Source organism: Janthinobacterium sp. Bl 1, assembly GCF_058215535.1.
In genome coordinates this window covers 5335883-5359241 of record NZ_CM177086.1, presented here as the reverse complement: position 1 = coordinate 5359241, position 23359 = coordinate 5335883, and the positions used below count along the sequence as shown (strand labels likewise).

At 60.5% G+C, this 23359-nt stretch carries 22 protein-coding genes and 1 tRNA gene; 14 read left to right on the top strand and 9 right to left on the bottom strand.

All coding sequences use genetic code 11. The annotated features are described in order from the left end of the window. The first annotated feature begins 146 nt into the window (after window positions 1-146). The gene (locus tag AC4BCN_RS24195) at window positions 147-1439 is read left to right on the top strand and encodes an MFS transporter (protein ID WP_490491929.1); all 1293 of its coding nucleotides are present in this window, start codon (window positions 147-149) and stop codon (window positions 1437-1439) included. Between the two features lie 59 nt (window positions 1440-1498). On the opposite strand, the gene AC4BCN_RS24190 is transcribed toward AC4BCN_RS24195, so the two are convergent. Further along, on the bottom strand, window positions 1499-3646 hold the full coding sequence (locus AC4BCN_RS24190; protein WP_490491928.1) for a dipeptidyl-peptidase 5: 2148 nt from the start codon (window positions 3644-3646) through the stop codon (window positions 1499-1501). A 175-nt stretch (window positions 3647-3821) separates the two neighbouring features. Here AC4BCN_RS24190 and AC4BCN_RS24185 point away from each other — a divergent pair, with 175 nt between their 5' ends. Beyond that, on the top strand, window positions 3822-4868 hold the full coding sequence (locus AC4BCN_RS24185; protein WP_490491927.1) for a lysozyme inhibitor LprI family protein: 1047 nt from the start codon (window positions 3822-3824) through the stop codon (window positions 4866-4868). Window positions 4869-4871: 3 nt separating this feature from the next. Next, window positions 4872-5375 carry a hypothetical protein gene (locus tag AC4BCN_RS24180; protein WP_490491926.1) on the top strand — a complete coding sequence of 168 codons (504 nt, stop codon included), beginning with the start codon at window positions 4872-4874 and terminating at the stop codon, window positions 5373-5375. A 14-nt stretch (window positions 5376-5389) separates the two neighbouring features. Here the strand turns inward: AC4BCN_RS24180 and AC4BCN_RS24175 are convergent, their stop codons facing one another. From AC4BCN_RS24175 to AC4BCN_RS24155, 5 genes are all read right to left on the bottom strand, one after another. After that, on the bottom strand, window positions 5390-5794 hold the full coding sequence (locus AC4BCN_RS24175; protein ID WP_490491925.1) for a hypothetical protein: 405 nt from the start codon (window positions 5792-5794) through the stop codon (window positions 5390-5392). 104 nt (window positions 5795-5898) lie between these two features. Continuing rightward, window positions 5899-5974: transfer RNA gene (locus AC4BCN_RS24170), tRNA-Lys, on the bottom strand. Window positions 5975-6042: 68 nt separating this feature from the next. Then, a complete protein-coding gene (locus AC4BCN_RS24165; protein WP_490491924.1) occupies window positions 6043-7809 on the bottom strand; it encodes a GspE/PulE family protein in 1767 nt (588 codons plus the stop codon). 47 nt (window positions 7810-7856) lie between these two features. Then, window positions 7857-8645, bottom strand: coding sequence for a class I SAM-dependent methyltransferase (locus tag AC4BCN_RS24160; RefSeq protein ID WP_490491923.1), 789 nt, complete (start codon window positions 8643-8645; stop codon window positions 7857-7859). Window positions 8646-8736: 91 nt separating this feature from the next. Further along, complete coding sequence (locus AC4BCN_RS24155) at window positions 8737-9255, bottom strand: glycine zipper 2TM domain-containing protein (protein WP_490491922.1); 519 nt, start codon at window positions 9253-9255, stop codon at window positions 8737-8739. A 401-nt stretch (window positions 9256-9656) separates the two neighbouring features. On the opposite strand from AC4BCN_RS24155, the gene AC4BCN_RS24150 reads away from it, so the two are divergent. The 5 genes from AC4BCN_RS24150 to AC4BCN_RS24130 all read left to right on the top strand — a co-directional run bounded on the left by AC4BCN_RS24150 (window position 9657) and on the right by AC4BCN_RS24130 (window position 14987). After that, window positions 9657-10055 (top strand): barstar family protein, encoded by a 399-nt coding sequence (locus AC4BCN_RS24150; protein WP_034747450.1) that lies wholly within the window; start codon window positions 9657-9659, stop codon window positions 10053-10055. 156 nt (window positions 10056-10211) lie between these two features. Continuing rightward, window positions 10212-10820, top strand: coding sequence for a phosphoribosylglycinamide formyltransferase (purN, locus tag AC4BCN_RS24145; RefSeq protein ID WP_034747453.1), 609 nt, complete (start codon window positions 10212-10214; stop codon window positions 10818-10820). Between the two features lie 21 nt (window positions 10821-10841). Next, the gene (locus AC4BCN_RS24140) at window positions 10842-12161 is read left to right on the top strand and encodes an RsmB/NOP family class I SAM-dependent RNA methyltransferase (protein WP_102292656.1); all 1320 of its coding nucleotides are present in this window, start codon (window positions 10842-10844) and stop codon (window positions 12159-12161) included. Between the two features lie 125 nt (window positions 12162-12286). Continuing rightward, window positions 12287-13645 (top strand): mechanosensitive ion channel family protein, encoded by a 1359-nt coding sequence (locus tag AC4BCN_RS24135; RefSeq protein ID WP_490491921.1) that lies wholly within the window; start codon window positions 12287-12289, stop codon window positions 13643-13645. Between the two features lie 172 nt (window positions 13646-13817). After that, window positions 13818-14987 carry a DesA family fatty acid desaturase gene (locus AC4BCN_RS24130; RefSeq protein WP_411268328.1) on the top strand — a complete coding sequence of 390 codons (1170 nt, stop codon included), beginning with the start codon at window positions 13818-13820 and terminating at the stop codon, window positions 14985-14987. 139 nt (window positions 14988-15126) lie between these two features. Here the strand turns inward: AC4BCN_RS24130 and rpmG are convergent, their stop codons facing one another. The 3 genes from rpmG to radC all read right to left on the bottom strand — a co-directional run bounded on the left by rpmG (window position 15127) and on the right by radC (window position 16475). After that, window positions 15127-15294 carry a 50S ribosomal protein L33 gene (gene rpmG, locus AC4BCN_RS24125; protein ID WP_010400929.1) on the bottom strand — a complete coding sequence of 56 codons (168 nt, stop codon included), beginning with the start codon at window positions 15292-15294 and terminating at the stop codon, window positions 15127-15129. A 22-nt stretch (window positions 15295-15316) separates the two neighbouring features. Next, on the bottom strand, window positions 15317-15553 hold the full coding sequence (gene rpmB, locus AC4BCN_RS24120) for a 50S ribosomal protein L28 (RefSeq protein ID WP_010400928.1): 237 nt from the start codon (window positions 15551-15553) through the stop codon (window positions 15317-15319). A gap of 247 nt (window positions 15554-15800) precedes the next feature. Beyond that, window positions 15801-16475 carry a RadC family protein gene (gene radC, locus AC4BCN_RS24115; RefSeq protein ID WP_070301434.1) on the bottom strand — a complete coding sequence of 225 codons (675 nt, stop codon included), beginning with the start codon at window positions 16473-16475 and terminating at the stop codon, window positions 15801-15803. Window positions 16476-16720: 245 nt separating this feature from the next. Between radC and AC4BCN_RS24110 the strand changes: the two genes are divergently transcribed. The 6 genes from AC4BCN_RS24110 to AC4BCN_RS24085 all read left to right on the top strand — a co-directional run bounded on the left by AC4BCN_RS24110 (window position 16721) and on the right by AC4BCN_RS24085 (window position 23353). Beyond that, a complete protein-coding gene (locus AC4BCN_RS24110; protein ID WP_490491920.1) occupies window positions 16721-18571 on the top strand; it encodes a LamG-like jellyroll fold domain-containing protein in 1851 nt (616 codons plus the stop codon). A 118-nt stretch (window positions 18572-18689) separates the two neighbouring features. Continuing rightward, the gene (locus AC4BCN_RS24105) at window positions 18690-19145 is read left to right on the top strand and encodes an FKBP-type peptidyl-prolyl cis-trans isomerase (protein ID WP_034785165.1); all 456 of its coding nucleotides are present in this window, start codon (window positions 18690-18692) and stop codon (window positions 19143-19145) included. Window positions 19146-19154: 9 nt separating this feature from the next. Further along, window positions 19155-20102 (top strand): 4-hydroxy-3-methylbut-2-enyl diphosphate reductase, encoded by a 948-nt coding sequence (ispH, locus tag AC4BCN_RS24100; RefSeq protein ID WP_034747471.1) that lies wholly within the window; start codon window positions 19155-19157, stop codon window positions 20100-20102. Window positions 20103-20397: 295 nt separating this feature from the next. After that, window positions 20398-21327, top strand: coding sequence for a branched-chain amino acid ABC transporter permease (locus AC4BCN_RS24095; protein WP_034747477.1), 930 nt, complete (start codon window positions 20398-20400; stop codon window positions 21325-21327). 22 nt (window positions 21328-21349) lie between these two features. Next, the gene (locus AC4BCN_RS24090; protein ID WP_034747480.1) at window positions 21350-22567 is read left to right on the top strand and encodes an ABC transporter permease subunit; all 1218 of its coding nucleotides are present in this window, start codon (window positions 21350-21352) and stop codon (window positions 22565-22567) included. Window positions 22568-22579: 12 nt separating this feature from the next. Then, window positions 22580-23353, top strand: a complete 774-nt coding sequence (locus AC4BCN_RS24085) for an ABC transporter ATP-binding protein (protein WP_128142146.1) — start codon at window positions 22580-22582, stop codon at window positions 23351-23353. Window positions 23354-23359: the final 6 nt, after the last annotated feature.

Sequence of the window (23359 nt, the reverse complement as noted above, 5' to 3'; positions counted from 1 at the left end):
TACATGTCGCTAAACCGGGACTGGAGCCGCACGCAGCAGTGTGGTTCCAGTTTTTTTTGATTGTATAAATTACGATCATAATATAACATGAAAAAAATCCCATCGGCTGATGCTGATCGGCATCCACTTTTTCTCATGAGGACTGCATGCTTTCCTATCCCTTTTCGCAATGGCTGGAGCGGCGCGGCGTGCACTTTGCCTGGGTCATCGTCGCCATCACTTTCCTCACGGCATTAACCTCGTCCGCTGCGCTGGGCTTGCCGGGCGCGTTGATGCAGCCTCTGAGCCGCGAGTTCGGCTGGGATGCCGAGCAGATTTCCTCGGCCCTGGCCGTGCGCTTCGTGCTGTTTGGCCTGATGGGGCCGTTTGCCGCCATCCTGATGGAACGCTTCGGCTTGCGCAATGTCATCTGCGTGGCCCTGGGCCTGATCGCAGCCGGCATGCTGCTGGCCACGCGCATGACGCAGTTCTGGCACCTGGTGGCCCTGTGGGGCATTCTGCTGGGGCTCGGCTCGGGCATGACGGCGCTGGTCTTGAGCGCCGTGGTGGCGAACCGCTGGTTCGAGACGCACCGGGGCCTGGTGGTGGGCGTGCTGACGGCCAGCTCTGCCACGGGCCAGCTGCTGTTCCTGCCCGTGGGCGCCTGGCTGATCGAGCACTACGGCTGGCGCACGGCCGTCATGCCCGTGTTCGCCGCCTGCGCCCTCGTCGCCGTGCTGGCCTTCCTGTGCATGCGCAACCGCCCGCAGGATATTGCCTTGCGGCCCTACGGCGCCGACCCGGGCATGCCCCTCACGGCGCCAGTGGCCGCAAAAATGACGTTTGCCACGCCGTTCGTGATCCTGCGCAGCGTGGCGGCGAACCGCACTTTCTGGATACTGTTCGGCACCTTCTTCATCTGCGGCCTCAGCACCAATGGCTTGATCCAGACGCACTTCATTTCCTTGTGCGGCGACTCGGGCCTGTCGGCCGTGCCGGCCGCGTCCGTGCTGGCCATGATGGGCGCGTTCGACCTGTTCGGCACGATCTTGTCCGGCTGGCTGTCGGACCGCTATGACAACCGAAAATTGCTGTTCTGGTATTACGGCTTGCGTGGCTTGTCGCTGTTCTGGCTGCCGTATTCGGAATTCACCTTGTATGGCCTGTCGCTGTTCGCCATGTTCTACGGCCTCGACTGGATCGCCACCGTGCCCCCGACCGTCAAACTGGTGGGCGCCACGTTTGGCCGGGAGCGGGCAGGCATGGTATTCGGCTGGATCTTCGCCGGCCACCAGCTGGGCGCCGCCGTGGCCGCCTATGGCGCGGGCCGCGTCCGCACCTTGATGCTGACCTACAACCCGGCCCTGTTCGCGGCCGGCGCCGCCTGCCTCGTCGCCGCGCTGATGGTGTTGGCGATCCAGCGCCAGAAGGTGGCCGTGAGCGCCGCGCAAGCGGCATGAAAAAAGCCAGGCCCGCATGTGCGGAGCCTGGCTTCAGTATATCAAGAACGGTTCAGGATTTATTTGAGGTATTTAGCCAGCCATCCCTCGACTTCGCTATAGAAGAAGCGGCTGTTCTCGCCCTTCAAAATCCAGTGGTTTTCGTCCGGGAAGACCAGCAGTTTTGCCGGCACGTTCAGGCGCTGTTGCACGGCAAAGTTCATCAAGGCATTGTTGGCCGGCACGCGGTAGTCGAGCTCGCCCACGGTGATCAGGATCGGGGTCGTGAAACCCGTGCCTTTTTCGTGGTTGCCCGCTTGCATGATGGGGCTTTGCTCGCGCCATACGGGCAGGTTCGACCAGACGGGGCCGCCTGCATTCGTTTCACGGCCGAAGCCGCCATCGCTGGTGCCCCACTGCATGATCAGGTCCATTTCGCCCGCGTGCGAGACGATGGCCTTGTAGCGCGTGGTCGTCGCTTGCAGCCAGTTGGCCAGGTGGCCGCCATAGCTGGCGCCGCCTGCGGCCAGCTTCGTGCTGTCGATGAATGGATATTTCTTGATGGCTTCATCGACGCCCTGGTTGACTTCATCGCCCGGGCCCTTCAAAGGGTCGAGTTGAATCGAGCGCGAAAATTCCTCGCCATAGCCGGTGGAACCCTTGTAGTCCGTCAACAGCACGACATAGCCTGGCTTGGCCAGCAAGTGATAGTTCCAGCGCAGCACGAACTGGTCGCGCCACATGCTGGCCGCGCCGCCATGAATGACGGTAAATAGCGGGTATTTCTTGTTCGGATCGAAATTGGCCGGCTTGACGAGCATATTGTGGATCTTGCGGCCGTCCGCCGTGGTGAACCAGAAGTGCTCGGGCGCCTGCCAGTCGATTTTATCGGCCTTGTCCGTGTTGAAGGCCGTCAGCCGTTTCGGCTGCTTGCCGTTGAACGCGTAGATTTCCGGCGGGTTGATGGACGACTCCCACACACCGACCAGGGCCTTGCCGCCGCTGCTCAGCGAGTTGATGGTGCCCGTCGGCAAGGATGGCTCCTCGCGCACGTCGCCACCCTTGGCGTCGATCGAGTACAGCTTTTCCAGGCCCGCATGTTCATAGCTGAAGAGGACGCGCTTGCCGCCTTCGGGCAGCACGAAGCGGGAGATTGAACGGTCCAGCTTGGCTGTCAGGATGGTCGGGGCTGGGTTGCTCATCGGCCAGGCAAAGCTGGCCAGGCGTTTCACGTCATACACCTTGCCAGGCGTTTGCGCGTCGCTCAAGGCGAACAGGGTCTTGCCGTCGGCCGCGAATTTCAGGCTGCCATAGCTGTGCTTATCCTGCGTCAAGCGCTGCGCTTCGCCGCCCGCCACGGGCAGCAAATACAGTTGCGAAACGACGGCTTCGCGCTGGGCCGCGTCGCGGTTGGTGGCCGCGTTGAAGACGACTGCCTTGCCGTCCGGCGTCCAGACGGCGTCCAGCGATTGTCCCTCGTCGCCCTGGCCGCCGCCAAAGCCCGGCAGGGTGACCAGTTGCGTGCCCGACAGAATGTCGCGCGGCTTGGCGTCCGCTTGCGCATCAATGACGAACAGGCGCACCTGCTTGTCGGTCAGCCATTTGTCGAAATAGCGCGGTGCCGTCGTTTCATACGAGCGGGCGCTGTATTTTCGCTCCTTGCGTTCTTTCGTGCTTTGCTTGACGTCGGCTTCCGTCTTGTTGCCTGGATAGATATCGCTGATGAACAGCAACTGCTTGCCGTCCGGGTTCCATTTCGGCATGCGCGCGCCCATGGTCAGCTCGGTCAACCGTTGCGCTTCGCCGCCGGCTGCCACGTCGAGGCGGTAGATCTGGCCCGCGTCATCGCCGTCGCGCTTGGCAACGAAGACCAGTTGGCGGCTGTCTGGCGACCAGGCCACGGCGCTTTCGCCGCTTTTGGAATACGTCAGTTGCCGCGCGGGGCTGTCGTCAGCCAGGGACTTGATCCACAGGTCCGACCATTGCTCCTTGCTATCGTAGGCGCTGTCAACCACGGAAAACACGGCCCACTTTCCATCGGGGCTGGCGACGGGCGCGCCCACCCGTTTCATCAGCCACACGTCTTCATGCGTGATGGCGTGTTTGGCTTGCGTTTGCGTAGCGGCAACTGGAGTGGTGGCCTTGATATCGGCGGCCTGGGCAAGCGAGGCACAGGCCGCTGCGATCAGCAGGGAGCCGAGGGAACGGCGAAGACGGGGTGAGGTCATGGGCGTGGTCCGGAGTAGTGAAAAAAGTACAGCGGGCAACATTATTGCCCATGCTTTCCTGCACTGCCAAGGCTGGGTACCGTTACTTACCAGGCGGGACGGTCACGTATCGGGCGGGCGCGCCATGGCTGATCAGTTAAACTTGTTCTTTTACTGACGCTACCTTTGGCCGGCCATGAAAATTAGTCTACCCTTATTGAAAACAATATTGCTGGGCGCGAGCTGCCTGCTGACGGCCCCGGTTTTTGCCGCCGCACCCGCTCCCTACCCGAACACGAGCGCCATGGGCGTCGGTCACGCGGAAAGCACGGCCTGGTATGCGGGCTGCCTGAAGGTCAAGGATGCGGCGCCGCCGCCCGCCGACCTGCCGGCGCCATCGGCCGTGGCGTCCCTGCAGCAATGCCAGGCAACGGACCTGTATTACGATACCAAGAGTATGTCCTCGCCCAAGCCGGCCGACTGGCGTCCCGTGCGCCATTGCGCCATGGCCACGCAAAACAGCGCCGTCCTGATGATGCTGTACCAGAATGGACAGGGCGTGCAAAAAGACCCGTTGCTGGCGCTCAAGTATGCGTGCAGCATCGATGCGGCGCCGGCAGAAATGCGGGGCCGCATCGAACACTTGCAGCAGATCAATGCCAGCGGACGCGGCATGATCGATTTGTGCGACGACATCACGAGCGGCTACATGATGGGCGTGTGCAGCGCCATCGATGCGCGCCAGAAACAAAGAGTGCGCGGGCAGGCGACAGCCAAAGTCAGCGAAGCAATGCCGGCAGCGGCGCAAGCGTCGCTGCAAAAGCTGCAGGCGGCGGCAAGCAAGTTTGCCGATGCGCGCGCGGCCAATGAAACGGACTTGAGCGGCACGGCGCGCGCCGCCCTGAGCATCGCCGCCCGCACGGCCGAGCTCGATTTGCTGGCGCATGATCTGCGCGAGTACGAAGCGGGCAAGCTGCCGGCCAGCATGTCCAAGGAACAGGCGGCAGCGCTGGACAAGGAGCTCAACGCCATCTACGGCAAGCTCATGAAAAAGCCGGCGCAAACCCATGCGGGCGCCGTGGGCAAGGATGGCATCCGCGCCACCCAGCGCCTGTGGCTGGCGTACCGCGATGCCTGGATGAACTTTGGCGCCGTACGTTATCCATCCGTGACGAGCGAGACCTGGGCCGGCCGGCTGACGTCGCGGCGCAATGTGCAACTGCAAGACTTGCTGGAGAACTAAAACATGCGGGAAGCGTATTACCACGAAGACGATTTTTGCATGATCGAACTGCTGCCGCTCGATAACTTGCAGCACTGTCTGACGCATATGGGCGAGCAAGAGGCGTTTGCCGACGCGCACCGCAGCGGCGCCGGCTGGACGCAGATGTACGTGCCCGAGGCGCCGCCGTCGCAGATGGGCGCGCTGGGCCTCACGGCCGATCAGTTGCGGCTGGCGCTGGCGGACGCCTTGCCGCCGTATGACGCCGTCTACACGGGTTACAGCACGTACCGCGTGGAATGCAAGAACGTGCTGGCCTTCGGCGGCGAGAAGACGGAAACCCTGTTTGCCGGCCTGGACGACAAGGGCATCGTGTGCGACCTGTGGTGCAGCGACGCCATGCCCGAGCTGTTGCTGCTGCCCTTGAAAGAGCAATTGCTGCTGGCGGACTGGGGCGCGGGATTTGCGTGTCCGCTGTCCGATGGAGAACTGTTTGCCCGTTATCTGCAGGAGTATGAACTGGACTGATAGAACTGAACTGATTATTCGCAGGCGATGGCGTTCGGCTGCGCCACTTTGATGACCGACGCCAGGCGCGCCATGTCGTTGCCGTCGCCTTGCTCCACATATGGCTGGTAGGTATCGATGACGATGCGCGCACGCGCCTGCCAGCCGCAATTGTCGGCCTGGCCTGCGGGCACGCGCAGCAGCCGGCGCGCCTCGCCATCGTTGGAAAAACAGAACCACGCATCGTGTGTGGCGGCAGGGCGGGGCAGACGGCCCCATTGCGCCTTGTCGGGTGTGAAGCAGACGCGGTTGCCGATGATCTCCAAGCTCATCTCGTCCGTGCGCGCACTGTACTGGCCGTCGAGCACGATGGGTGGCTGCGTCTGGGCTTGGGCGGACAGGCAGGCGGTGGCCAGGAGGAGGGTGGCGACAAGTTTCATGCGTTTCTTTCAGGGCTGGCAAGACGATGAGCCAGTATAACCGTGGGGTCCGGAAACGAAAAAAGCCCATCCGTGAGGATGGGCTTTTTAGTACTGCGCATTCGTGGTAGGCCGTGCGGGATTCGAACCTGCGACCAACGGATTAAAAGTCCGCTGCTCTACCAGCTGAGCTAACGACCCGAAAGAGGCCGCATTATATATCAGTTGAAAAAGAATGCAAAGCATTCCTGCGAGAAAGTGCTGGCCTGCTAATGCAGGGCTGCCGTGAGTTTCAGCACTTCGTCGATGCTGGTTGTGCCATCGATGATTTTGCGCGCGCCGGCGATGCGCAGCGGCGTCATGCCGTCGAGGATGCTCTGGCGGCGCAGCGCGTGCAGGTCGGCGCCGGCCTTGACCAGCTGACCGAATGTTTCCGTCACGCTCAGCAGTTCATAAATGCCGGCGCGCCCCAGGTAGCCGCTGTGCCGGCACAGGGCGCAACCGACGGGGCGGTACGCGGCGGCCGGCCGCTCCAGCTGGCCGCCCGTCAGGCGTTGCCATGCAGCGACTTCCGGGGCGGTGTCCAGCTGTTTGCAGCCCGCGCACAGGCAGCGCAGCAGGCGCTGCGCCAGCACGCCGATCAGGCACGCTTCCAGCAGGTAGGCGGGCAAGCCCAGTTCCAGCAGGCGCATGACGGCCGAGGGCGCGTCGTTGGTGTGCAGGGTCGACAGCACCAGGTGTCCCGTCAGCGCCGCCTGGATGGCCATCTCGGCCGTGGCCAGGTCGCGGATTTCTCCCACCATGATGATGTCGGGATCTTGCCGCATCAACGCCCGCACGCCATCGGCAAACGATAGCTCGATGCCGGCCTGGGTTTGCACCTGCATCTGGTTGAAGGCCGGTTCGACCATTTCGATGGGGTCTTCCACCGTGCACACATTGACTTCGCTGCTGGCCAGCGCCTTCAAGGTGCTGTACAGGGTGCAGGTCTTGCCCGAGCCGGTAGGGCCCGTTACCAGCACGATGCCGTGCGTGCGCGCCGTCAGCTGGCGCCAGCGTTCGGCATCCGCCGGCGGAAAGCCCAGGTCAAACAGGCTCTTGACGGCCACTTCCGGGTCGAAGATGCGCATGACGAGCTTTTCGCCGAAGGCCGTGGGCAAGGTCGACAGGCGCAGCTCGATTTCCTGGCCCTGCGCATTGCGCGTCTTGATGCGGCCATCTTGCGGGCGGCGCTTTTCCACCACGTCCATGCGCCCGAGCAACTTGATGCGCGCCGTCATGGCCAGCAGTACCACGGGCGGCAGCTGATAGGCCTGGTGCAGGCGGCCGTCGATGCGCAGGCGCACGAGGCCCGCATCGCGCTTCGGTTCCAGGTGGATGTCGGAAGCGCGCTGGGCAAACGCGTATTGCCACAGCCAGTCGACGATGCGCACGACGTGCTGGTCGTTGGCGTCGAGGCTGGTCTTGTTGCGCCCCAGTTCCACCAGTTGTTCGAAATTGTGACGCAGCGCCAGGTCTTGCGTGGACGCTTGCCGGGCCACCTTGACGGAACTGGCCAGGCTGAAAAATTGCGCGATGGCGTCGGCGATGTGCAGCGGGTTGGCGATGACCAGGCTCAGCTTGCGCGGTGCCAGGTTTCCCAATTGCGCCTGCCAGGCGAGCGCGTAAGGCTGGGCCGTGGCGATGACGATCCGTTCCGGCGTGCTTTCCACGGGCAGGATGTTGAAGCGGGCCGCATAGCCGGCCGTCATGACGTCGGCCACCTGGCTGAAATCGATGTGCAGGGGATCGATGCGCACATACGGCAGGCTCGAACGTTGCGCCAGCCAGGCGCACAGGGTGTCGAGCGTGAGTGCGCCGTGGGCGATGCTGCACAGCGGATGCAGAGCCGGTGCCGGCAGCTGGGCGGCCTGGGCCTGGACGACTGCCGCTTGCGCCGCATCGAGCAAGCCGTCTTCCTGCAGCCAGGCCAGCAGTTGCGGCAGTTCCAGCGGCGTGTCGGCAGAGGTGGAAGAGGGGGGAGGGGAAACGGGCATGGCCGGTGCCTTTCCAGGCTGCCGGCCATGCCTGGGCAGACCGGCGGTTACAGGGTGCTGACGATGCCCTTGACCCAGGACTTGGCGGGCAGCTTGGTCTCGGCGACGATCTGCTTGGCGCGCTCGAGCAGGGCGGCTTGCGCTTCGGTATCGAGAGCCACTTTTGTCTTGAACGCGATCGCCACCACGTTCCCATCATGGACTTCCGGCAGACAGATCACCTGTTCAAACGCAAACTTCATCGCCTTGATGTTTTTCGCATAGCTGGGATGGTCGCCAAACAGGTTGACCGTCATGATGCCGTGCGGCGCCAGGCAGGCGCAGCAGGCGGTATAGAAATCGGCACTGTCGAGCACGGGACCACGCGCCGTGGCGTCATACAGGTCCACCTGCAGGGCGTCCAGGGTACCGTGGTTGGCGTCGTCGTTGACGTAGTCGAGCGCATCCATTTCGCGCACGTGCAGGCGCTCGTCGTTGGGCGGCAGCTTGAACATCGATTCGCAGATGGTGATGACGGACGGGTTCAGTTCGATGGCCTCGACTTGCGCCTGCGGGAACTGGCGGTAGCAGAACTTGGTCAGCGCGGCCGTGCCCAGGCCCAGCTGGGCGATACGCTGCGGCTGCTCGATCCACAGCATCCACGCCATCATCTGCTGCGCGTATTCGAGTTCCGGCCAGTCCGGCTTGCGGATGCGCATGGCGCCCTGCACCCATTCCGTGCCGAAATGCAGATAGCGCACGCCATCCATTTCCGACAGGGTGACAGGGGCGTAGCGGGGCTTGCGCGCTGGGCGCGAGGATTCGACTTGTTCGATGGATTTTCGTTTGATAAGCATAAGGCGGCCTGAAAGTGTGCCGCATTATAGCCCGTGCCGGGACGCCATAAAAAATGCCAGCCGCTGGGGCTGGCATGGTATGGGCCGCTTGCTACTCTGACTGATGTGCGGGCTCGATGGAGACGCGCAAGCGGATGCGCTCGCCCGGATCGTAGGACATGATGCTCGTGTAGTTGCGGCCGCGGTAGTCGTAGGTGACTTGATAGCCATTGTTGCGCGATTCCCAGTGATCGACCTGGCGGCATTGCTTGACGGCTTGTTCCTGCATGCCGCCCTGGTAATTGTTCTGGTTGTCGACACGGTCGCCGACGACGGCGCCGGCAATCGCGCCAGCGGCGGCGGCGGCCGTGCGGCCATTGCCGCTTCCGACCTGGCTGCCGAGCAGGGCGCCGGCGATACCGCCGACGATGGAGCCGCCAGCGCTGCGCTGTTGCGGCGGCGCCTGGACTTGCACGTATTCCGTACGGCATTCCTGGCGTGGACGGTTGATCTGTTCCACTTGCGGCACGACGCGCACGACCTTGCCGAAATCTTCAAAGTCGGCGGCCTGGGCGAGTGGCAATGCACCGATACAAAGGGCTGACATCATCAATTTGGCTTGCAAGTTCATTTGTAACCTCGTTATCTAGAGAATCTTTCAGGGTATTTTTTACAACTTGGGACTATAGTAATCCCGCCAGACCGGGGCAAGTGTTTCGGCTGGCAACAAAATGTAACAGCCCAAGTCCCTTGCCCCACAGTCTGTAACATGCACTTTCAATCGATACAAGATGTTGAAATGACTTGAAACCAGCGGTTTGTAACAAATCTTGCGTTTGACATCATATTCGGGTTGATTCATGCAGGACAACACGTTACCCTAATACGCGTATGGCTTATATAAAATCGCACTGAATCGCATAAAAGTTGATACAGATCGAATCACCGCGTGCGCATTGACCCGCGTGCGGGGATGCAATAAGAAGAGCAGCTAGAAGAGATCCATACATAACAGGTCGATTTGAGGGAAAAATGAGTTTGTTACTAACCGTGCCGCCCAACCTTGTCCAGTCCATCCGTGCCTTTCGCGTGACCGAATTACAAGACGAGGCGATCCGTCTCGGGCAGCACTTTTTATATGCGCATTGCAACGCTGGACAGACCAAACAACAAGTCATCGGCATTATTGCAGAAGCATTCCTGTTCCCGAAAAACCTGGCGAAGAATTTCGATGCCCTGCGCCTGTGCCTGACGGACACCATGTTCAAGGCGGGCACGCAGACGGGTTTCCTGGTGGTGCTCGAGCAATTGCCAAATACGCAAAAATTCGACAAGGAAGCGCGCGAGATCCTGCTCGACGTGTTCCGCGACGCGGCCGACTACTGGGCCGAGAAGAAAGTCCCGTTCCGCGTCTTCTATTCGTTCGAGTAAACACTTACTCTCGTTGCGGTAGCGTAAAATCAGCCTTTTTCCCGCTTGGCAGGCAGCATTGTCCGGCGAAAGCGCTTGTTGTGCGAGTATGTTGCGGCGCAACAATATCGCCGGCCTTTCTTGGTTCGCATCGCCATAGCGGGTACAATGCGCGCTATGAAAAATATCGTTATCCTCATTTCCGGACGCGGCAGCAACATGGAAGCGGTTGTGCGCGCGGCGCAAGCCGAGCAATGGCCAGCCCGTATTGCCGCCGTCATCAGTAACCGGGCCGATGCCCAGGGATTGGTTTTTGCCGCGGAACATGGGATAGCGACCGCAGTCGTTGCCAACAAGGATTATGCCAGCCGCGAACAGTTCGATGCGGCGCTGCAAGCCGTGATCGACGGTTTTGCCCCCGACCTGGTCGTGCTGGCCGGTTTCATGCGCATCCTGACGCCGCCCTTCGTTGAACATTACGCAGGGCGCATGCTCAATATCCACCCGTCGCTGCTGCCGCTGTTCCCGGGCATGGCGACGCACCGCCAGGCGCTCGAGGCTCGTGTAACGGAACACGGCGCGACCGTGCATTTCGTGACTGCCGAGCTCGATCATGGCCCGGCCGTGGCAAGCGCGAAAGTCCCCGTCTTGCCAGGCGACACAGAAGAGAGCTTATCGGCGCGCGTGCTGGTACAGGAACATCTGCTTTACCCGCGCGCCATCCGCCTGTTCATTGACGATAAACTGTCAGTCGAGCATGGCCAGGTCCGCGTGGATCCTCAATAAAATATTACAGAAAGAATAACAATGAGATTGCCACCAGCGATACTTGCCAATGCTGAAGAAGTATTGCGCGAAATTTTACGTTTCACGGCCCCGGCCGACACTACCCTGTCGCGCTATTTCCGCGACCATCCGCGCCTCGGTTCGCGCGAACGCGGCGCCATCGCCGAAGGCATCTATGCCGTCCTGCGCAACAAATCGTTCTTCACGGACTTCGCCGAAGCGGGCAGTGGCCCGACCATGCGCCGTTTGACCATCCTCGGTCTGGCCGAAGCGGTGGGCGCCGATTCGCTGGGCGGCCTGACGGAAGAAGAAGTGGAATGGCTGGAACGCATCACGCAGATCGACCGCAGCCTGATGCCGTCGAACATGCGCGCCAACATGCCGACCTGGCTGTTCGACAAGCTGATCGCCCAGTTCGGCGAAGCGGAAACCATGAAGCTGGCCGATGCGCTGAATGCGCCGGCGCCGCTGGACTTGCGCGTGAACTCGCTCAAGGCCACGCGTGACGACGTGATGCTGGCCCTGGCCGAAGCGCCGATCCTCAGCACGCCAACGCCCTATGCGCCGCTGGGCTTGCGCGTGATCAAGAAGCCATCGTTGCAAAACCTGCCCCTGTTCCAGAGCGGCGCCATCGAAGTGCAGGATGAAGGCAGCCAGATCCTGTCGCAGATCGTCGGCGCCAAGCGCGGCGAAATGGTGGTCGATTTCTGTGCCGGCGCGGGCGGCAAGACGCTCGCATTGGGCGCACTGATGCGCAACACGGGCCGTTTGTACGCATTCGACGTGTCGGAAAAGCGCCTGGCCAAGCTGAAGCCACGCATGGCCCGCAGCGGCCTGTCGAACGTGCATCCGGTGCAGATCGCGCATGAGCGCGATGCCAAGATCAAGCGCCTGGCCGGCAAGATCGACCGCGTGCTGGTCGATGCCCCATGTAGCGGCCTGGGCACCCTGCGCCGCAATCCGGACGTGAAATGGCGCCAGCAGCCGAACTCGATCGTCGAACTGCAAGCCAAGCAGGCAGCCATCCTGGCCGGCGCGGCGCGCCTCGTCAAGGGCGGCGGTCGCCTGGTGTACGCCACCTGCAGCTTCCTGAACGAAGAAAACGATTTTATCGCCGAGCAATTCCTGGCGGCCCATCCGGACTTCACCCTGGTGCCGATGAACAAGGTGCTGGCGGAACAGAAGATCGAGCTGGAAATGGGCGACTACCTGAAATTGTTGCCACACCTGCATCAGACGGACGGTTTCTTCGCCGCCGTGTTCGAGCGCAAGGTCATGCCGAAAAAAGTCTACGCCGATGAAAAGCCGGCCGACGACGTTGACGCTGAGCAAGCTGAATAAGTTTGTCACGGGCCATCGCTGCAGCATCGCAGCGGTGGCCATGCACTTGCGCCAGCCAGTCTGGCGCAGGCTGTGGGCACCCCGCCCGTTTGTTTTCCCGCACCACCTTCCAGATTCCATCCGCCATGAATGAAACCCCGCTGCTCAACCTGATCACTGACTTTGTCGACGATTTCCGTCAACCGGCCATCCTGTGGCAGGCGCTGGCGATCGTTGCCTGCCTGGCCCTGAGCTGGCTGCTGGTGCGGCAGTTGCGCGTGTTTCTGCACCAGCGGGCGGAAGCGGCCGTGACGCCTGCCACGCCGGAAACCCTGCAGCGCACGGATAGCTTTATCCGCATCCTGACGCCCGTGCTGGCGGCCATGCTGCTGGGTATTGCACAGCATTTCCTGGCCAAGTTCCAGTCGGTGAATCTGCTCAGCATTGCCATCCCCCTGTGCACGTCGATGGCGCTGGTGCGCTTCGGTTTTTACGTGCTGCGCCGCATTTTTGCCCGCCATGGCGATATCAGCCCCACCATGTTGCTGCTGGAAAAGATCTTCACGATCGTTGTATGGGCCGGCATGGCCCTGTACATCACGGGCCTGTGGCCGGAACTGCATACCTTCCTGGAAAGCATCGTCGTGCCGCTGGGACGCAACAAGGTGTCCGTGGCTGCCATCTTGCAAGCCGCTATTTCGGTAGCCGTGCTGCTGGTGCTGGCCATGTGGGCCGGTACCTCGCTCGACGAGCGCCTGATGAAAATGCAGGGCCTGCACACCTCCTTGCGCGTGGTGCTGTCGCGCATGGGGCGCGCCGTGCTGATCCTTGTTTCCGTGCTGGTCAGCCTGTCGCTGGTGGGCATCGACCTGACGGTGCTGTCCGTGTTTGGCGGCGCCTTTGGCGTGGCGCTGGGCTTCGGCTTGCAAAAGATCGCCGCGAACTTCGTCTCCGGTTTCATCATCCTGCTCGACCGCAGTCTGACCATCGGCGACATGATCACGGTCGGTCAATTTACGGGCAAGGTCACGCAGATCAATACGCGCTATACTGTGTTATTGGGTGGCGATGGGGTTGAATCCATCGTGCCCAATGAAATGCTGATTTCCGGCGGCGTGCAGAACATGTCGCTGAGCAACCGCATGGTCTGGCTGTCGACGGCCGTGTCGGTGGGTTACGAAACGGACCTGGACGTCATCTTCCCCTTGCTGGAAGAGGCGACCGCCAAGGTGCCGCGTGTGTCGCAAAGCAATCCGCCATCGGCTACCCTCGTGCGTTTCGGCGCCGACGGCCTCGATGTGCAGATCGGCTTCTGGATCGCGGATCCGGAAAACGGCACGGGCGGCGTGAAGTCGAATGTGAACCGCGCCATTTGGCGCACCTTGCAGGAACATAAGGTCACTGTACCGTTTCCGCAACGCGAACTGCGTATTGTTGGTACGCCTCCTGCCCCGCTTGCCAGCGCTGCAGACGGTGAGTCCACGCCATCCGGCACCCAGCCTTAACCTCGCTGCCTGCCTCCGATTTTGCCTGATAGCACCCATTAGGGCGTACAATCACGCCTAAAATTAACTCTGCCGGACCTCCAGAGTCACTGGAGCGACCGTGCGCACGCCCTGTCCACTTGGAGTAGTAGTAATGACATTGAGTTCCGTTTTACACGACGTTTTGCAGTTCATGGCAACTGGCATTACCGATCTGTCCGCATGGCAAGTTTTCCTGTACACCATGGTGGTCACCCACATCACGATCGCCAGCGTCACGATTTACCTGCACCGCCACCAGGCCCACCGGGCGCTGGAATTGCATGCGCTGCCCAGCCATTTCTTCCGTTTCTGGCTGTGGCTGACGACGGGCCAGGTCACCAAGGAGTGGGCCGCCATCCACCGCAAGCACCATGCCAAGTGCGATACGGAAGAAGATCCGCACAGCCCCGTGACGCGCGGCATCAAGAAAGTGTTCTGGGAGGGCGCCGAGCTGTACCGCGCTGAATCGAAGAACATGGAAACCATGACCAAGTACGGCCATGGCACGCCGACGGACTGGATCGAACGCAATCTGTACACCAAATACAGCTGGCTGGGCGTGGTGATCCTGTTCTTCGTGAACTTCGCCTTGTTCGGCGTGATCGGCATTTCCGTGTGGGCCGTGCAAATGATGTGGATCCCGATCACGGCGGCCGGCATCATCAACGGCATCGGCCACTACTGGGGCTACCGCAACTACGACTGCGCCGACGCGGCAACCAACATCATTCCTTTCGGCATCTTGATTGGCGGCGAAGAGTTGCACAACAATCACCATACGTATGCGACGTCGGCCAAGCTGTCGTCGAAATGGTATGAAATCGATATCGGCTGGGCGTATATCCGCGCGCTGGAAATGCTGGGCCTGGCCAAGGTGAAAAAACTGGCGCCAGAACCGAAGTTCTCGCACGGCAAGCTGGAAGCGGACTTCGAGACCTTGCAGTCCGTCATCGCCAACCGCTACGACGTGATGGCCAAGTATGCAAAATCGATCAAGCATGCCTGGAAGGAAGAGCTGGAACACCTGAAACACAAGGCCGAGCTGGAAAAACGCTTCCTGAAATCGTCGCGCAAGCTGATGCAGCGCGAACCGGGCAAGCTGGCCGATGCGCATCACGAACAGTTGTCGGAACTGTTCCAGCACAGCAAGGCGCTGGAAACCATGCACCACATGCGCGTGGAGCTGGGCGCCATCTGGGAGCGTTCGCACTTTACGCGTGAACAGTTGCTGCAGAAGCTGCAAGACTGGTGCACGCGCGCCGAAGCGTCGGGCATCAAGTCGCTGCAGGATTTTTCCTTGCGCCTGCGCAGCTATGCATAGGTAAGCTGCAGCAGCAGATAAAGGCCCTGGTTTCCAGGGCTTTTTTTTCGCCGGGACAAAGGTGAAGAGAGTCGGCCGAAAATCAGGGCGAAAAAAAACCGCTCATCGGAGCGGCTCTTTTTACAGAACACAATATCAATTACTTGATTTTGGTTTCTTTGTACGTTACGTGCTTGCGTGCTTTAGGATCGAATTTCATGATCTCCATTTTCGCAGGCGTCGTACGCTTGTTTTTGGTAGTCGTGTAGAAGTGACCCGTACCGGCGGTCGATTCTAACTTGATTTTGTCGCGGCCTGATTTTGCCATGATAGCTCCCTTATTCTGCTAATTAGACTTTTTCGCCACGAGCGCGCATATCGACCAATACGGCGTCGATGCCGACTTTATCGATGACGCGCAGACCGGCGTTGGACAAACGCAGGGAGACCCAGCGGTTTTCAGATTCAACAAAAATACGACGATTCTGCAAGTTAGGCAAAAAACGACGTTTGGTTTTGTTGTTTGCATGGGAAACATTGTTGCCGACCATCGGCTTCTTCCCAGTGACTTGGCAAACACGTGCCATGGCGCACTCCTTAAAGATATTCCAAATTGGAAAAACGAGAGTATATCCAAAATAAGCCGATTTATCAATGACTTGCGAAAAACAATTGTTTCATGTTGTATTGAAATAATTTAACAATTTGACTTTTACCCTTCCTCATAGGGAAAAGCACTGGTAAACAGCGCTGTTTACTGCTAGACAAGCCTGCTGCCCTTGTCACGTATGTCCTTGTTTACACATGGTTAACTGCGGTGGAGCGGGCTCTGGCCTAGATTTGCCCATGTTCCGCAAACGAATGCACTTGCCGCCCGGCCACGACGAAATGGTCGAGGATGCGAACATCCACCAGCGACAAGGCTTGCACCAGCGCGCGCGTCAGCAGCAGATCCGATTCGCTCGGTTCCGGCGTGCCGGATGGGTGGTTGTGCGCGAGCATGACGCTGGCCGCGTTGTGCAGCAGCGCCTGCTTGACCACTTCGCGCGGATACACGCTGGTGTGGGTGAGGGTGCCGCGAAACATTTCCTGGGTCGTGATCAGGCGGTTCTTGACGTCCAAAAACAACACGTGAAACGCTTCATGCGCCAGGTTGCCCAGAGTCAGGCGTAAATAGTCTTTGACGGCGTGCGGCGAATTGAGGGCCTGACCCGCCTGCAAGTCCTCGATGATGGCGCGCCGCGCCAGTTCCAGCACGGCTTGCAGCTGGGCAAACTTGGCGCTGCCCATGCCGTGCACGGCGGAAAAACTCACGAGGCTGGCGCCAAACAGGCCCCGCAAGGAGCCGAAGTGCTCGACCGTATCGCGCGCCAGTTCCACGGCGCTCTTGCCGCGCACGCCGGTGCGCAGGAACACGGCCAGCAACTCCGCGTCCGACAGCGATTGCGCGCCATCCTCGATCAGGCGTTCGCGCGGCCGTTCGCCGGCTGGCCAATCCTTGATGCCCATGTTGCCTCCCCGGTGCGCCCAGCTGGTCGTGGCGCCTGCCGATGATTGTCGCGCCTTCCCCGGGCGGCCATGCTGCGCTAGCTCGTCTTTATGTCAGGTCATGCTAAAAAAACAAAAGCCAAGATGCCCGGCCCGGGTATTTTCAGGCGCTATCATTTGCCTGTCGTTGCATTCCATGCAAGTTGCAGCGACGGGGAGTCAGGGCCCTGAACTCAATGTCTTCCACTTGTTTTACAGGAGTCGTCATGCCGTACATCAAAGTTATCAATGGAGTCATGCAAGAGTTCAACGCCGCCGGCGTCAACACGGGCAAGGTCAGCGGTATTGGCCTTAATTCGCACGCGTACTTGGAGCGCCGTAACTGGAGCGTTACCGCTCCGCACGTTCTCGCCCAGAAAAATCCTGATTACACCACCGATTTGCCGTATCTTGCGGCGAACGGCTTCAAGTACATTCAGGTGATGGTGGCGCCCTTTAGCGGAAAACCTGGTTATTTAAATTGGGGCGCCATCGTTGGCCAGCCAAAGTTCGCACCCGACAACACGCTAACCGATGTGAATATCCAGGAATCGTACTGGCTTGCCATAACTGCGCTGCTCGATTGCGCGCTGGCCAATGGCATCGGCATCATTGCCTGCCCATTCTGGAATCCCTACGCCGTGCCGCAATTGGTGGGAGAGGCGGGCGCTGCGGGCGCTACAAAAGACGAGCAGGCCGCAGCCGCGCGGGTCGCACTGGTCAATCCACAGTCGAAAACGCGCCGCTACATGCGTGCCTTTGCGCAGGCTTTTGCGCAGCACTACAGCAACCACGCCGGCATCGCCGCCTGGATGGCCGCACAGGAACTGATGGGCGTGACCGGGATCAGCTTGACTGCTACCCGCGAAATCATCCAGGAGACGGCGCAATTGCTGCGCGCCAACGATGGTCTGGCGCGCATGATTTCTTCCGGTAATGCCGGCATTGCCCATACGTCGCCCCGTCAAGGTTCCTTGCAGCAATATATTGCGGAAACCCTGCCATTGGTGAATCCGGACCCGGTCGACTGTCTTTGTGAAAACCTGTTCCTGGGTAATGAATATGTGAGCAGTGCCCTGGGTGACAGCGCGGATTTGCCAGCGGACTTCGTTTCGTCCTCGCTGGCCTATCTGCAGGTGATGCAGCGCGCTGCCGATGCCTTGGGCAAACCGTATTACATCGGCAGCTTTGGCGTGGCCAGAGGCGAGGAGCTGACTTTGCAGGATGCTGTGCGGCAAGATAATCTGCATGCCATGCTGAATGCCATCCGGCGCACAGGCGTGCAGCTGGCCAGTTTCTGGTGCTGGAATGGGGGGATACCCATGGAAGTTAAGGGACTGAACCTGTTGCATACGCCGGCCTACAGCAGCGATCGCGAGCCTGTCTGGAACGCCTTGCGCGGCGACGACGCTATCCGCCCTGCACCGCCTAAGCCGTGTTTCGGCGTGACGAAGACATTGCAGTTCCAGCCTGGCCTGATACTCACCGTGCCTTCGTCCGTGCGCTACGAGAGTGCGGATTTTTCGCTGTCGTATTGTATCCGGCAGCAGGCTTTCTCATCGACCGTTGGTCAGGCGCAGGCTTTTGTCGCGCATCAGGCGGACAAGAAAGGATGGGCGCTGTTCAAGCAGGATATCAAGACGTTCCTGTCCATGTGGAACAGTGTTGGTACGGGCGTCAATAGCCATGGCCACGGCCTGCAGGTGGATATTGCCAACCGTTGGTTTCGCTGCACCTATACTGTCAAGCATGACGGCAGCATCAGCCTGTACGTCGATGATTTCCTGATGTACCAAGGTAACAAAATGGTGCAGCCATTCGTGCAGGCCACCGGCACTCCCCTGTTGATCGGCCACCCCGTGCATGCGCAGGAGCAGGGCACGCCCGCCTGGCAGTTGTCGGACGTCATCCTGTACGACCGCGTGCTGACGCCCAAGGAAGTGTATGACTATGGCCAGTACGGCATCGTGCATAGGCCTGTGGGGCGCTGGAAACTCGACGGCAACCTGGAAGACAGCTCGGGCTTTGGCAATCATGCGAGTACGCCTGGCCAGTTGGTGTACGTCAACGTCGGATAAGTGAAAGGGCGCGCGGTCATGTTTTTTGACAAAAGCATGGCCGCGCCGAGATGGCATGGGGCGCGCTGGCTCAGGGTGGCTTACAATATCGTTTTGCACCAGTTACTTGAAAACTACTATGTCCAACGAGCAACCAGCAGTCGTCACCGAAGCGGCTTACCTCACTCTGCATTATCGTCTTGCTACTGTTGACGGTACTGACATTGTCACGACCTTCAGCGGAAATCCCGCGACCTTGATGCTGGGACAGGGCCAGCTGGCGCCATTCCTCGAGCAGCGTCTGCTGGGTTTGCCTGAAGGCACGCACCAGACGTTCGAGCTGGCGGCCGGAGAAGGCTTTGGCGAGCGCAATCCCGAGCTGGTGCAGTCCGTCTCGCGCGCTACCCTGGACGAAAACTCGGTGCCGGGCGCCGACTACAAGATCGGCGACCTGGTCGACTTCGCCGCGCCTGGCGGCGGCCGCTTTGCCGGCGTGCTGCGCGAAATGCGCGACGATTCGGCCCTTTTCGACTTCAACCATCCGCTGGCCGGCCAGCCGCTGCGCTTTGAAGTCAAGCTCATTTCGGTGCTGTAAGGAATAGCGATGGATAAAGAACTGTTACTGGCCCAGCCCCGCGGCTTTTGCGCTGGCGTCGACCGGGCGATCGAAATCGTCGAACGCGCCTTGCAGCAATTTGGCGCACCTATCTATGTGCGCCATGAAATCGTCCACAACGCCTATGTGGTGGCCGATTTGCGCAACAAGGGCGCCATCTTCATCGATGACCTCGATGACGTGCCCGCTGGCAATACGCTCGTGTTTTCCGCCCATGGCGTGTCGAAAGCCGTGCGTGCCGAGGCGGAATCGCGCGGCCTGAGCATTTTTGATGCGACTTGCCCGCTGGTCACCAAGGTGCACATGGAAGTGGGCAAGATGCGCCGCGAAGGCCGCGAGATCATCATGATCGGCCACGATGGCCATCCCGAGGTGGAAGGCACGATGGGCCAGGCCGATATGGGCATGCATCTGGTGGAAACGCTCGACGATGTGGCGAAATTGCAGGTCGCTAATCCGGAGAGCCTGGCCTATGTTTCGCAGACAACGTTGTCAGTTGACGACACCAGCGACATTATTGCGGCTTTGAAAGCGAAATATCCGAATATCGCCGAGCCGAAAAAAGGCGACATCTGCTACGCCACCACAAACCGCCAGGAAGCCGTGAAATTCATGGCGCCGCTGGTGGAAGTGGTGATCGTCGTGGGCAGCCCGAACAGCTCGAATTCGAACCGCCTGCGCGAAGTGGCAGACAAGATGGGCACGCCTGCCTACATGGTCGACAATGCCTCGCAAATCGACCCGGCGTGGCTGGAAGGCAAGCTGCGCGTGGGTGTCACGGCTGGCGCCTCGGCGCCCGAGGTGCTGGTGCAAGCCGTCATCGACCGCTTGAAAGAGTGCGGCGTGAAGAGCGTGCGCCCGCTCGATGGCGTGCAGGAAGCCGTCACGTTCCCGATGCCGAAAGGCCTCGACGGCATCAAGCGCGACGTCGCCTGAGGCTGTACGGCTGCTGAGTATCGATGAAATAGTTACCTCAAAACCGAATTTAATTCGGAAATGATTGATTTATTCCAAGCTTAGTTTTTGCAAAAGATCGTTATGATTGCCTCAAGCTTGAATATGTTGTCGTTATGACTAAGCAAGGTCACGCCCGTTTTCAGTGCGTGCACCATGCTGGTGAGAACGGTCCAGGGATGGCACTGCAGGAATTCTTCCTCCGGTGCCGTTTTTGTATCAGCGACATGTTCTGGCGGAAGTTGTTCCCGAAAAATGCATATTTGATAGGGCAATCATGGATACATTCATCCAGCAGATCATTAACGGCTTGGTGTTGGGCAGCATGTATGCCTTAGTCGCCCTCGGTTACACCATGGTGTACGGCGTGCTGAACCTGATTAACTTCGCCCACGGCGACGTGCTCATGATCGGGGCCATGGTGGGCTTGACCATCCTCAAGCTGCTGGGCATTTATGTGCCGGACTGGCCCGGCTATCTGAAACTGGCCACCGCCATCCTCGGCGCCATACCCATCTGTATTCTGGTCAACATCATCATCGAGCGGGTCGCCTACCGCCGCCTGCGCAACGCCCCCCGCCTCGCCCCTCTGATTACCGCCATCGGCGTTTCCATCCTGCTGCAAACCTTCGCCATGATGATCTGGACGCGCAATCCCTTGCCCTTCCCGCAATTGCTGTCGACCGACCCCATCAACATAGGCGGCGCCGTGATTTCGCAAACGCAAGTGTTGCTGCTGGCCCTGGCCGCGCTGTCGATGGGCGGACTGGTGTTGCTGGTGGAAAAAACCCGCATGGGCCGCGCCATGCGCGCCACGGCGGAAAACCCCCGCGTGGCAGGGCTGATGGGCGTCGATTCCGACAAGGTCATCGTGGCCACCTTTGCCATCGGCGCCGCGCTGGCGGCCGTGGCCGGCGTGATGTGGGGCGCCAACTATGCCTCCATTCAATTTTCCATGGGCGCCATCCCCGGCTTGAAGGCCTTCTGCGCGGCGGTTCTGGGCGGCATCGGCAATATCTACGGCGCCATGCTGGGCGGTATCTTGCTGGGCATTATCGAGAGCCTGGGCGCCGGCTATATCGGCGACATCACGGGCGGCTTCCTGGGCAGCCACTACCAGGATATCTTTGCCTTCGTCGTGCTGATCATCGTGCTGACCCTGCGCCCGTCCGGCATCATGGGCGAACGTGTGGCCGACCGTGCCTGATGTGAAACTGGGAGATTAAATCATGGCACTACTCGATTTCGACGCAAAAAAGAATCCGGCCAAGGCCTACGCCGGCATGCTGGGCCTGGCAGCGCTGCTGATGGTATTCCCGTTTTTTGCCGCCCAGTTCGGCAACTCGTGGGTACGCATCATCGACATGGCCTTGCTGTACATCATGCTGGCCCTGGGCTTGAACATCGTCGTCGGCTTTGCCGGCCTGCTCGACCTCGGCTACATCGCCTTCTATGCCGTGGGCGCCTACCTGACGGCCCTGCTGGCGTCGCCCCAGTTCGCCATCCTGCTTGAATCGGTGGTGAATCAATATCCGGTGCTGGGCGAAACCCTGGTGCAGCTGATGGGGCCGGAAATCCGCGAAAACGGCATCCATTTGTCGATCTGGATCATCGTGCCGCTGGCCGCCTTTGTTGCCGGCCTGTTCGGCGCCCTGCTGGGGGCGCCCACCTTGAAGCTGCGCGGCGACTACCTGGCCATCGTGACCCTGGGCTTTGGCGAGATCATCCGCATCTTCATGAACAACTTGAACGACCCGATCAATTTCACGAACGGGCCGCAGGGCATCAATCTGATCGACCCGATCCGCATCTTCGGCGTCAACCTGGCGGGCGAGGCGGGCACCAACAGCACCGTGACGGTGGCCGGTTTTTCCATGCCGTCCGTAAATGCCTATTACTTTTTGTTCCTCTTCCTGTGCATCGCCGTCGTGTTCGTCACCAAGCGGCTCCAGCATTCGCGCCTGGGCCGCGCCTGGGTGGCCATCCGCGAAGACGAGATCGCGGCCAAGGCCATGGGCATCAACACGCGCAACGTGAAATTGCTGGCCTTTTCCATGGGCGCCTCGTTCGGCGGCGTGGCGGGCGCCATGTTTGCGTCCTTCCAGGGCTTTGTCTCGCCGGAATCGTTTTCTTTGACGGAATCGATCGCCGTGCTGGCCATGGTGGTGCTGGGCGGCATCGGCCACATCCCCGGCGTGATCCTCGGCGGCGTGATCCTCGCCTCGATCCCTGAAGTGCTGCGCCACGTGGTGGAGCCGGCCCAGCAGGCGCTGTTCGGCCACGTGGTGATCGAGGCGGAAGTGCTGCGCCAGTTGCTGTACGGCCTGGCCATGGTCTTGATCATGCTCAACCGTCCTGCCGGCTTGTGGCCATCGCCTAAGCATGAAGACCGGCCCGACCACGATGTCGACCAGCCCAACAAATCCACCGGCGTCGTGTCCGCTTAAGGGAGGGATAGCATGAGCGAACAGATCATTCTCAATATTGCCGGCGTGAATAAACGTTTTGGCGGCTTGCAGGCGCTCACCGACGTGGGTATCACCATCCGGCAAGGCCAGATTTACGGCTTGATCGGTCCGAACGGGGCCGGCAAGACGACGTTTTTCAATGTGATTACCGGCCTGTACCAGCCCGATACGGGCACCTTCGAGCTGGCCGGCAAGCCGTATTCGCCGTCCGCGCCGCACAAGGTGGCGAAGGCGGGCATTGCGCGCACCTTCCAGAACATCCGTTTGTTTGGCGACATGACGGCGCTGGAAAACGTCATGGTGGGGCGCCATGTGCGCTCGCACCAGGGCGTGTTCGGCGCCATCTTCCGCCATAAGGCGGCGCGCGAGGAAGAAGCGTCCATCCGCCAGCGGGCCATGGAGCTGCTCGACTTTGTCGGCATCGCCCAGTTCGCCAGCCGCACGGCACGCTTCCTGTCGTACGGCGACCAGCGGCGCCTGGAAATCGCCCGCGCGCTGGCCACGGACCCGCAACTGCTGGCCCTTGACGAACCGGCGGCCGGCATGAATGCGACGGAAAAGCTGGCCCTGCGCGAGTTGCTGGTGAAAATCAAGGCTGAAGGCAAGACCGTGCTCCTGATCGAGCACGACGTGAAACTGATGATGGGACTGTGCGACCGCATCACGGTGCTCGAATATGGCAAGCGCATCGCCGAAGGCTTGCCGGCCGAGATACAACAAAACCCGGCCGTCATCGAGGCTTATCTGGGAGGATCGCACGCATGAGTAACG

Coding starts and splice junctions, on each gene's coding strand:
- AC4BCN_RS24195 (WP_490491929.1), top strand. CDS start 147: ATGCTTTCCTATCCCTTTTCGCAATGGCTGGAGCGGCGCGGCGTGCAC.
- AC4BCN_RS24190 (WP_490491928.1), bottom strand. CDS start 3,646: ATGACCTCACCCCGTCTTCGCCGTTCCCTCGGCTCCCTGCTGATCGCA.
- AC4BCN_RS24185 (WP_490491927.1), top strand. CDS start 3,822: ATGAAAATTAGTCTACCCTTATTGAAAACAATATTGCTGGGCGCGAGC.
- AC4BCN_RS24180 (WP_490491926.1), top strand. CDS start 4,872: ATGCGGGAAGCGTATTACCACGAAGACGATTTTTGCATGATCGAACTG.
- AC4BCN_RS24175 (WP_490491925.1), bottom strand. CDS start 5,794: ATGAAACTTGTCGCCACCCTCCTCCTGGCCACCGCCTGCCTGTCCGCC.
- AC4BCN_RS24165 (WP_490491924.1), bottom strand. CDS start 7,809: ATGCCCGTTTCCCCTCCCCCCTCTTCCACCTCTGCCGACACGCCGCTG.
- AC4BCN_RS24160 (WP_490491923.1), bottom strand. CDS start 8,645: ATGCTTATCAAACGAAAATCCATCGAACAAGTCGAATCCTCGCGCCCA.
- AC4BCN_RS24155 (WP_490491922.1), bottom strand. CDS start 9,255: ATGAACTTGCAAGCCAAATTGATGATGTCAGCCCTTTGTATCGGTGCA.
- AC4BCN_RS24150 (WP_034747450.1), top strand. CDS start 9,657: ATGAGTTTGTTACTAACCGTGCCGCCCAACCTTGTCCAGTCCATCCGT.
- purN (WP_034747453.1), top strand. CDS start 10,212: ATGAAAAATATCGTTATCCTCATTTCCGGACGCGGCAGCAACATGGAA.
- AC4BCN_RS24140 (WP_102292656.1), top strand. CDS start 10,842: ATGAGATTGCCACCAGCGATACTTGCCAATGCTGAAGAAGTATTGCGC.
- AC4BCN_RS24135 (WP_490491921.1), top strand. CDS start 12,287: ATGAATGAAACCCCGCTGCTCAACCTGATCACTGACTTTGTCGACGAT.
- AC4BCN_RS24130 (WP_411268328.1), top strand. CDS start 13,818: ATGGCAACTGGCATTACCGATCTGTCCGCATGGCAAGTTTTCCTGTAC.
- rpmG (WP_010400929.1), bottom strand. CDS start 15,294: ATGGCAAAATCAGGCCGCGACAAAATCAAGTTAGAATCGACCGCCGGT.
- rpmB (WP_010400928.1), bottom strand. CDS start 15,553: ATGGCACGTGTTTGCCAAGTCACTGGGAAGAAGCCGATGGTCGGCAAC.
- radC (WP_070301434.1), bottom strand. CDS start 16,475: ATGGGCATCAAGGATTGGCCAGCCGGCGAACGGCCGCGCGAACGCCTG.
- AC4BCN_RS24110 (WP_490491920.1), top strand. CDS start 16,721: ATGCCGTACATCAAAGTTATCAATGGAGTCATGCAAGAGTTCAACGCC.
- AC4BCN_RS24105 (WP_034785165.1), top strand. CDS start 18,690: ATGTCCAACGAGCAACCAGCAGTCGTCACCGAAGCGGCTTACCTCACT.
- ispH (WP_034747471.1), top strand. CDS start 19,155: ATGGATAAAGAACTGTTACTGGCCCAGCCCCGCGGCTTTTGCGCTGGC.
- AC4BCN_RS24095 (WP_034747477.1), top strand. CDS start 20,398: ATGGATACATTCATCCAGCAGATCATTAACGGCTTGGTGTTGGGCAGC.
- AC4BCN_RS24090 (WP_034747480.1), top strand. CDS start 21,350: ATGGCACTACTCGATTTCGACGCAAAAAAGAATCCGGCCAAGGCCTAC.
- AC4BCN_RS24085 (WP_128142146.1), top strand. CDS start 22,580: ATGAGCGAACAGATCATTCTCAATATTGCCGGCGTGAATAAACGTTTT.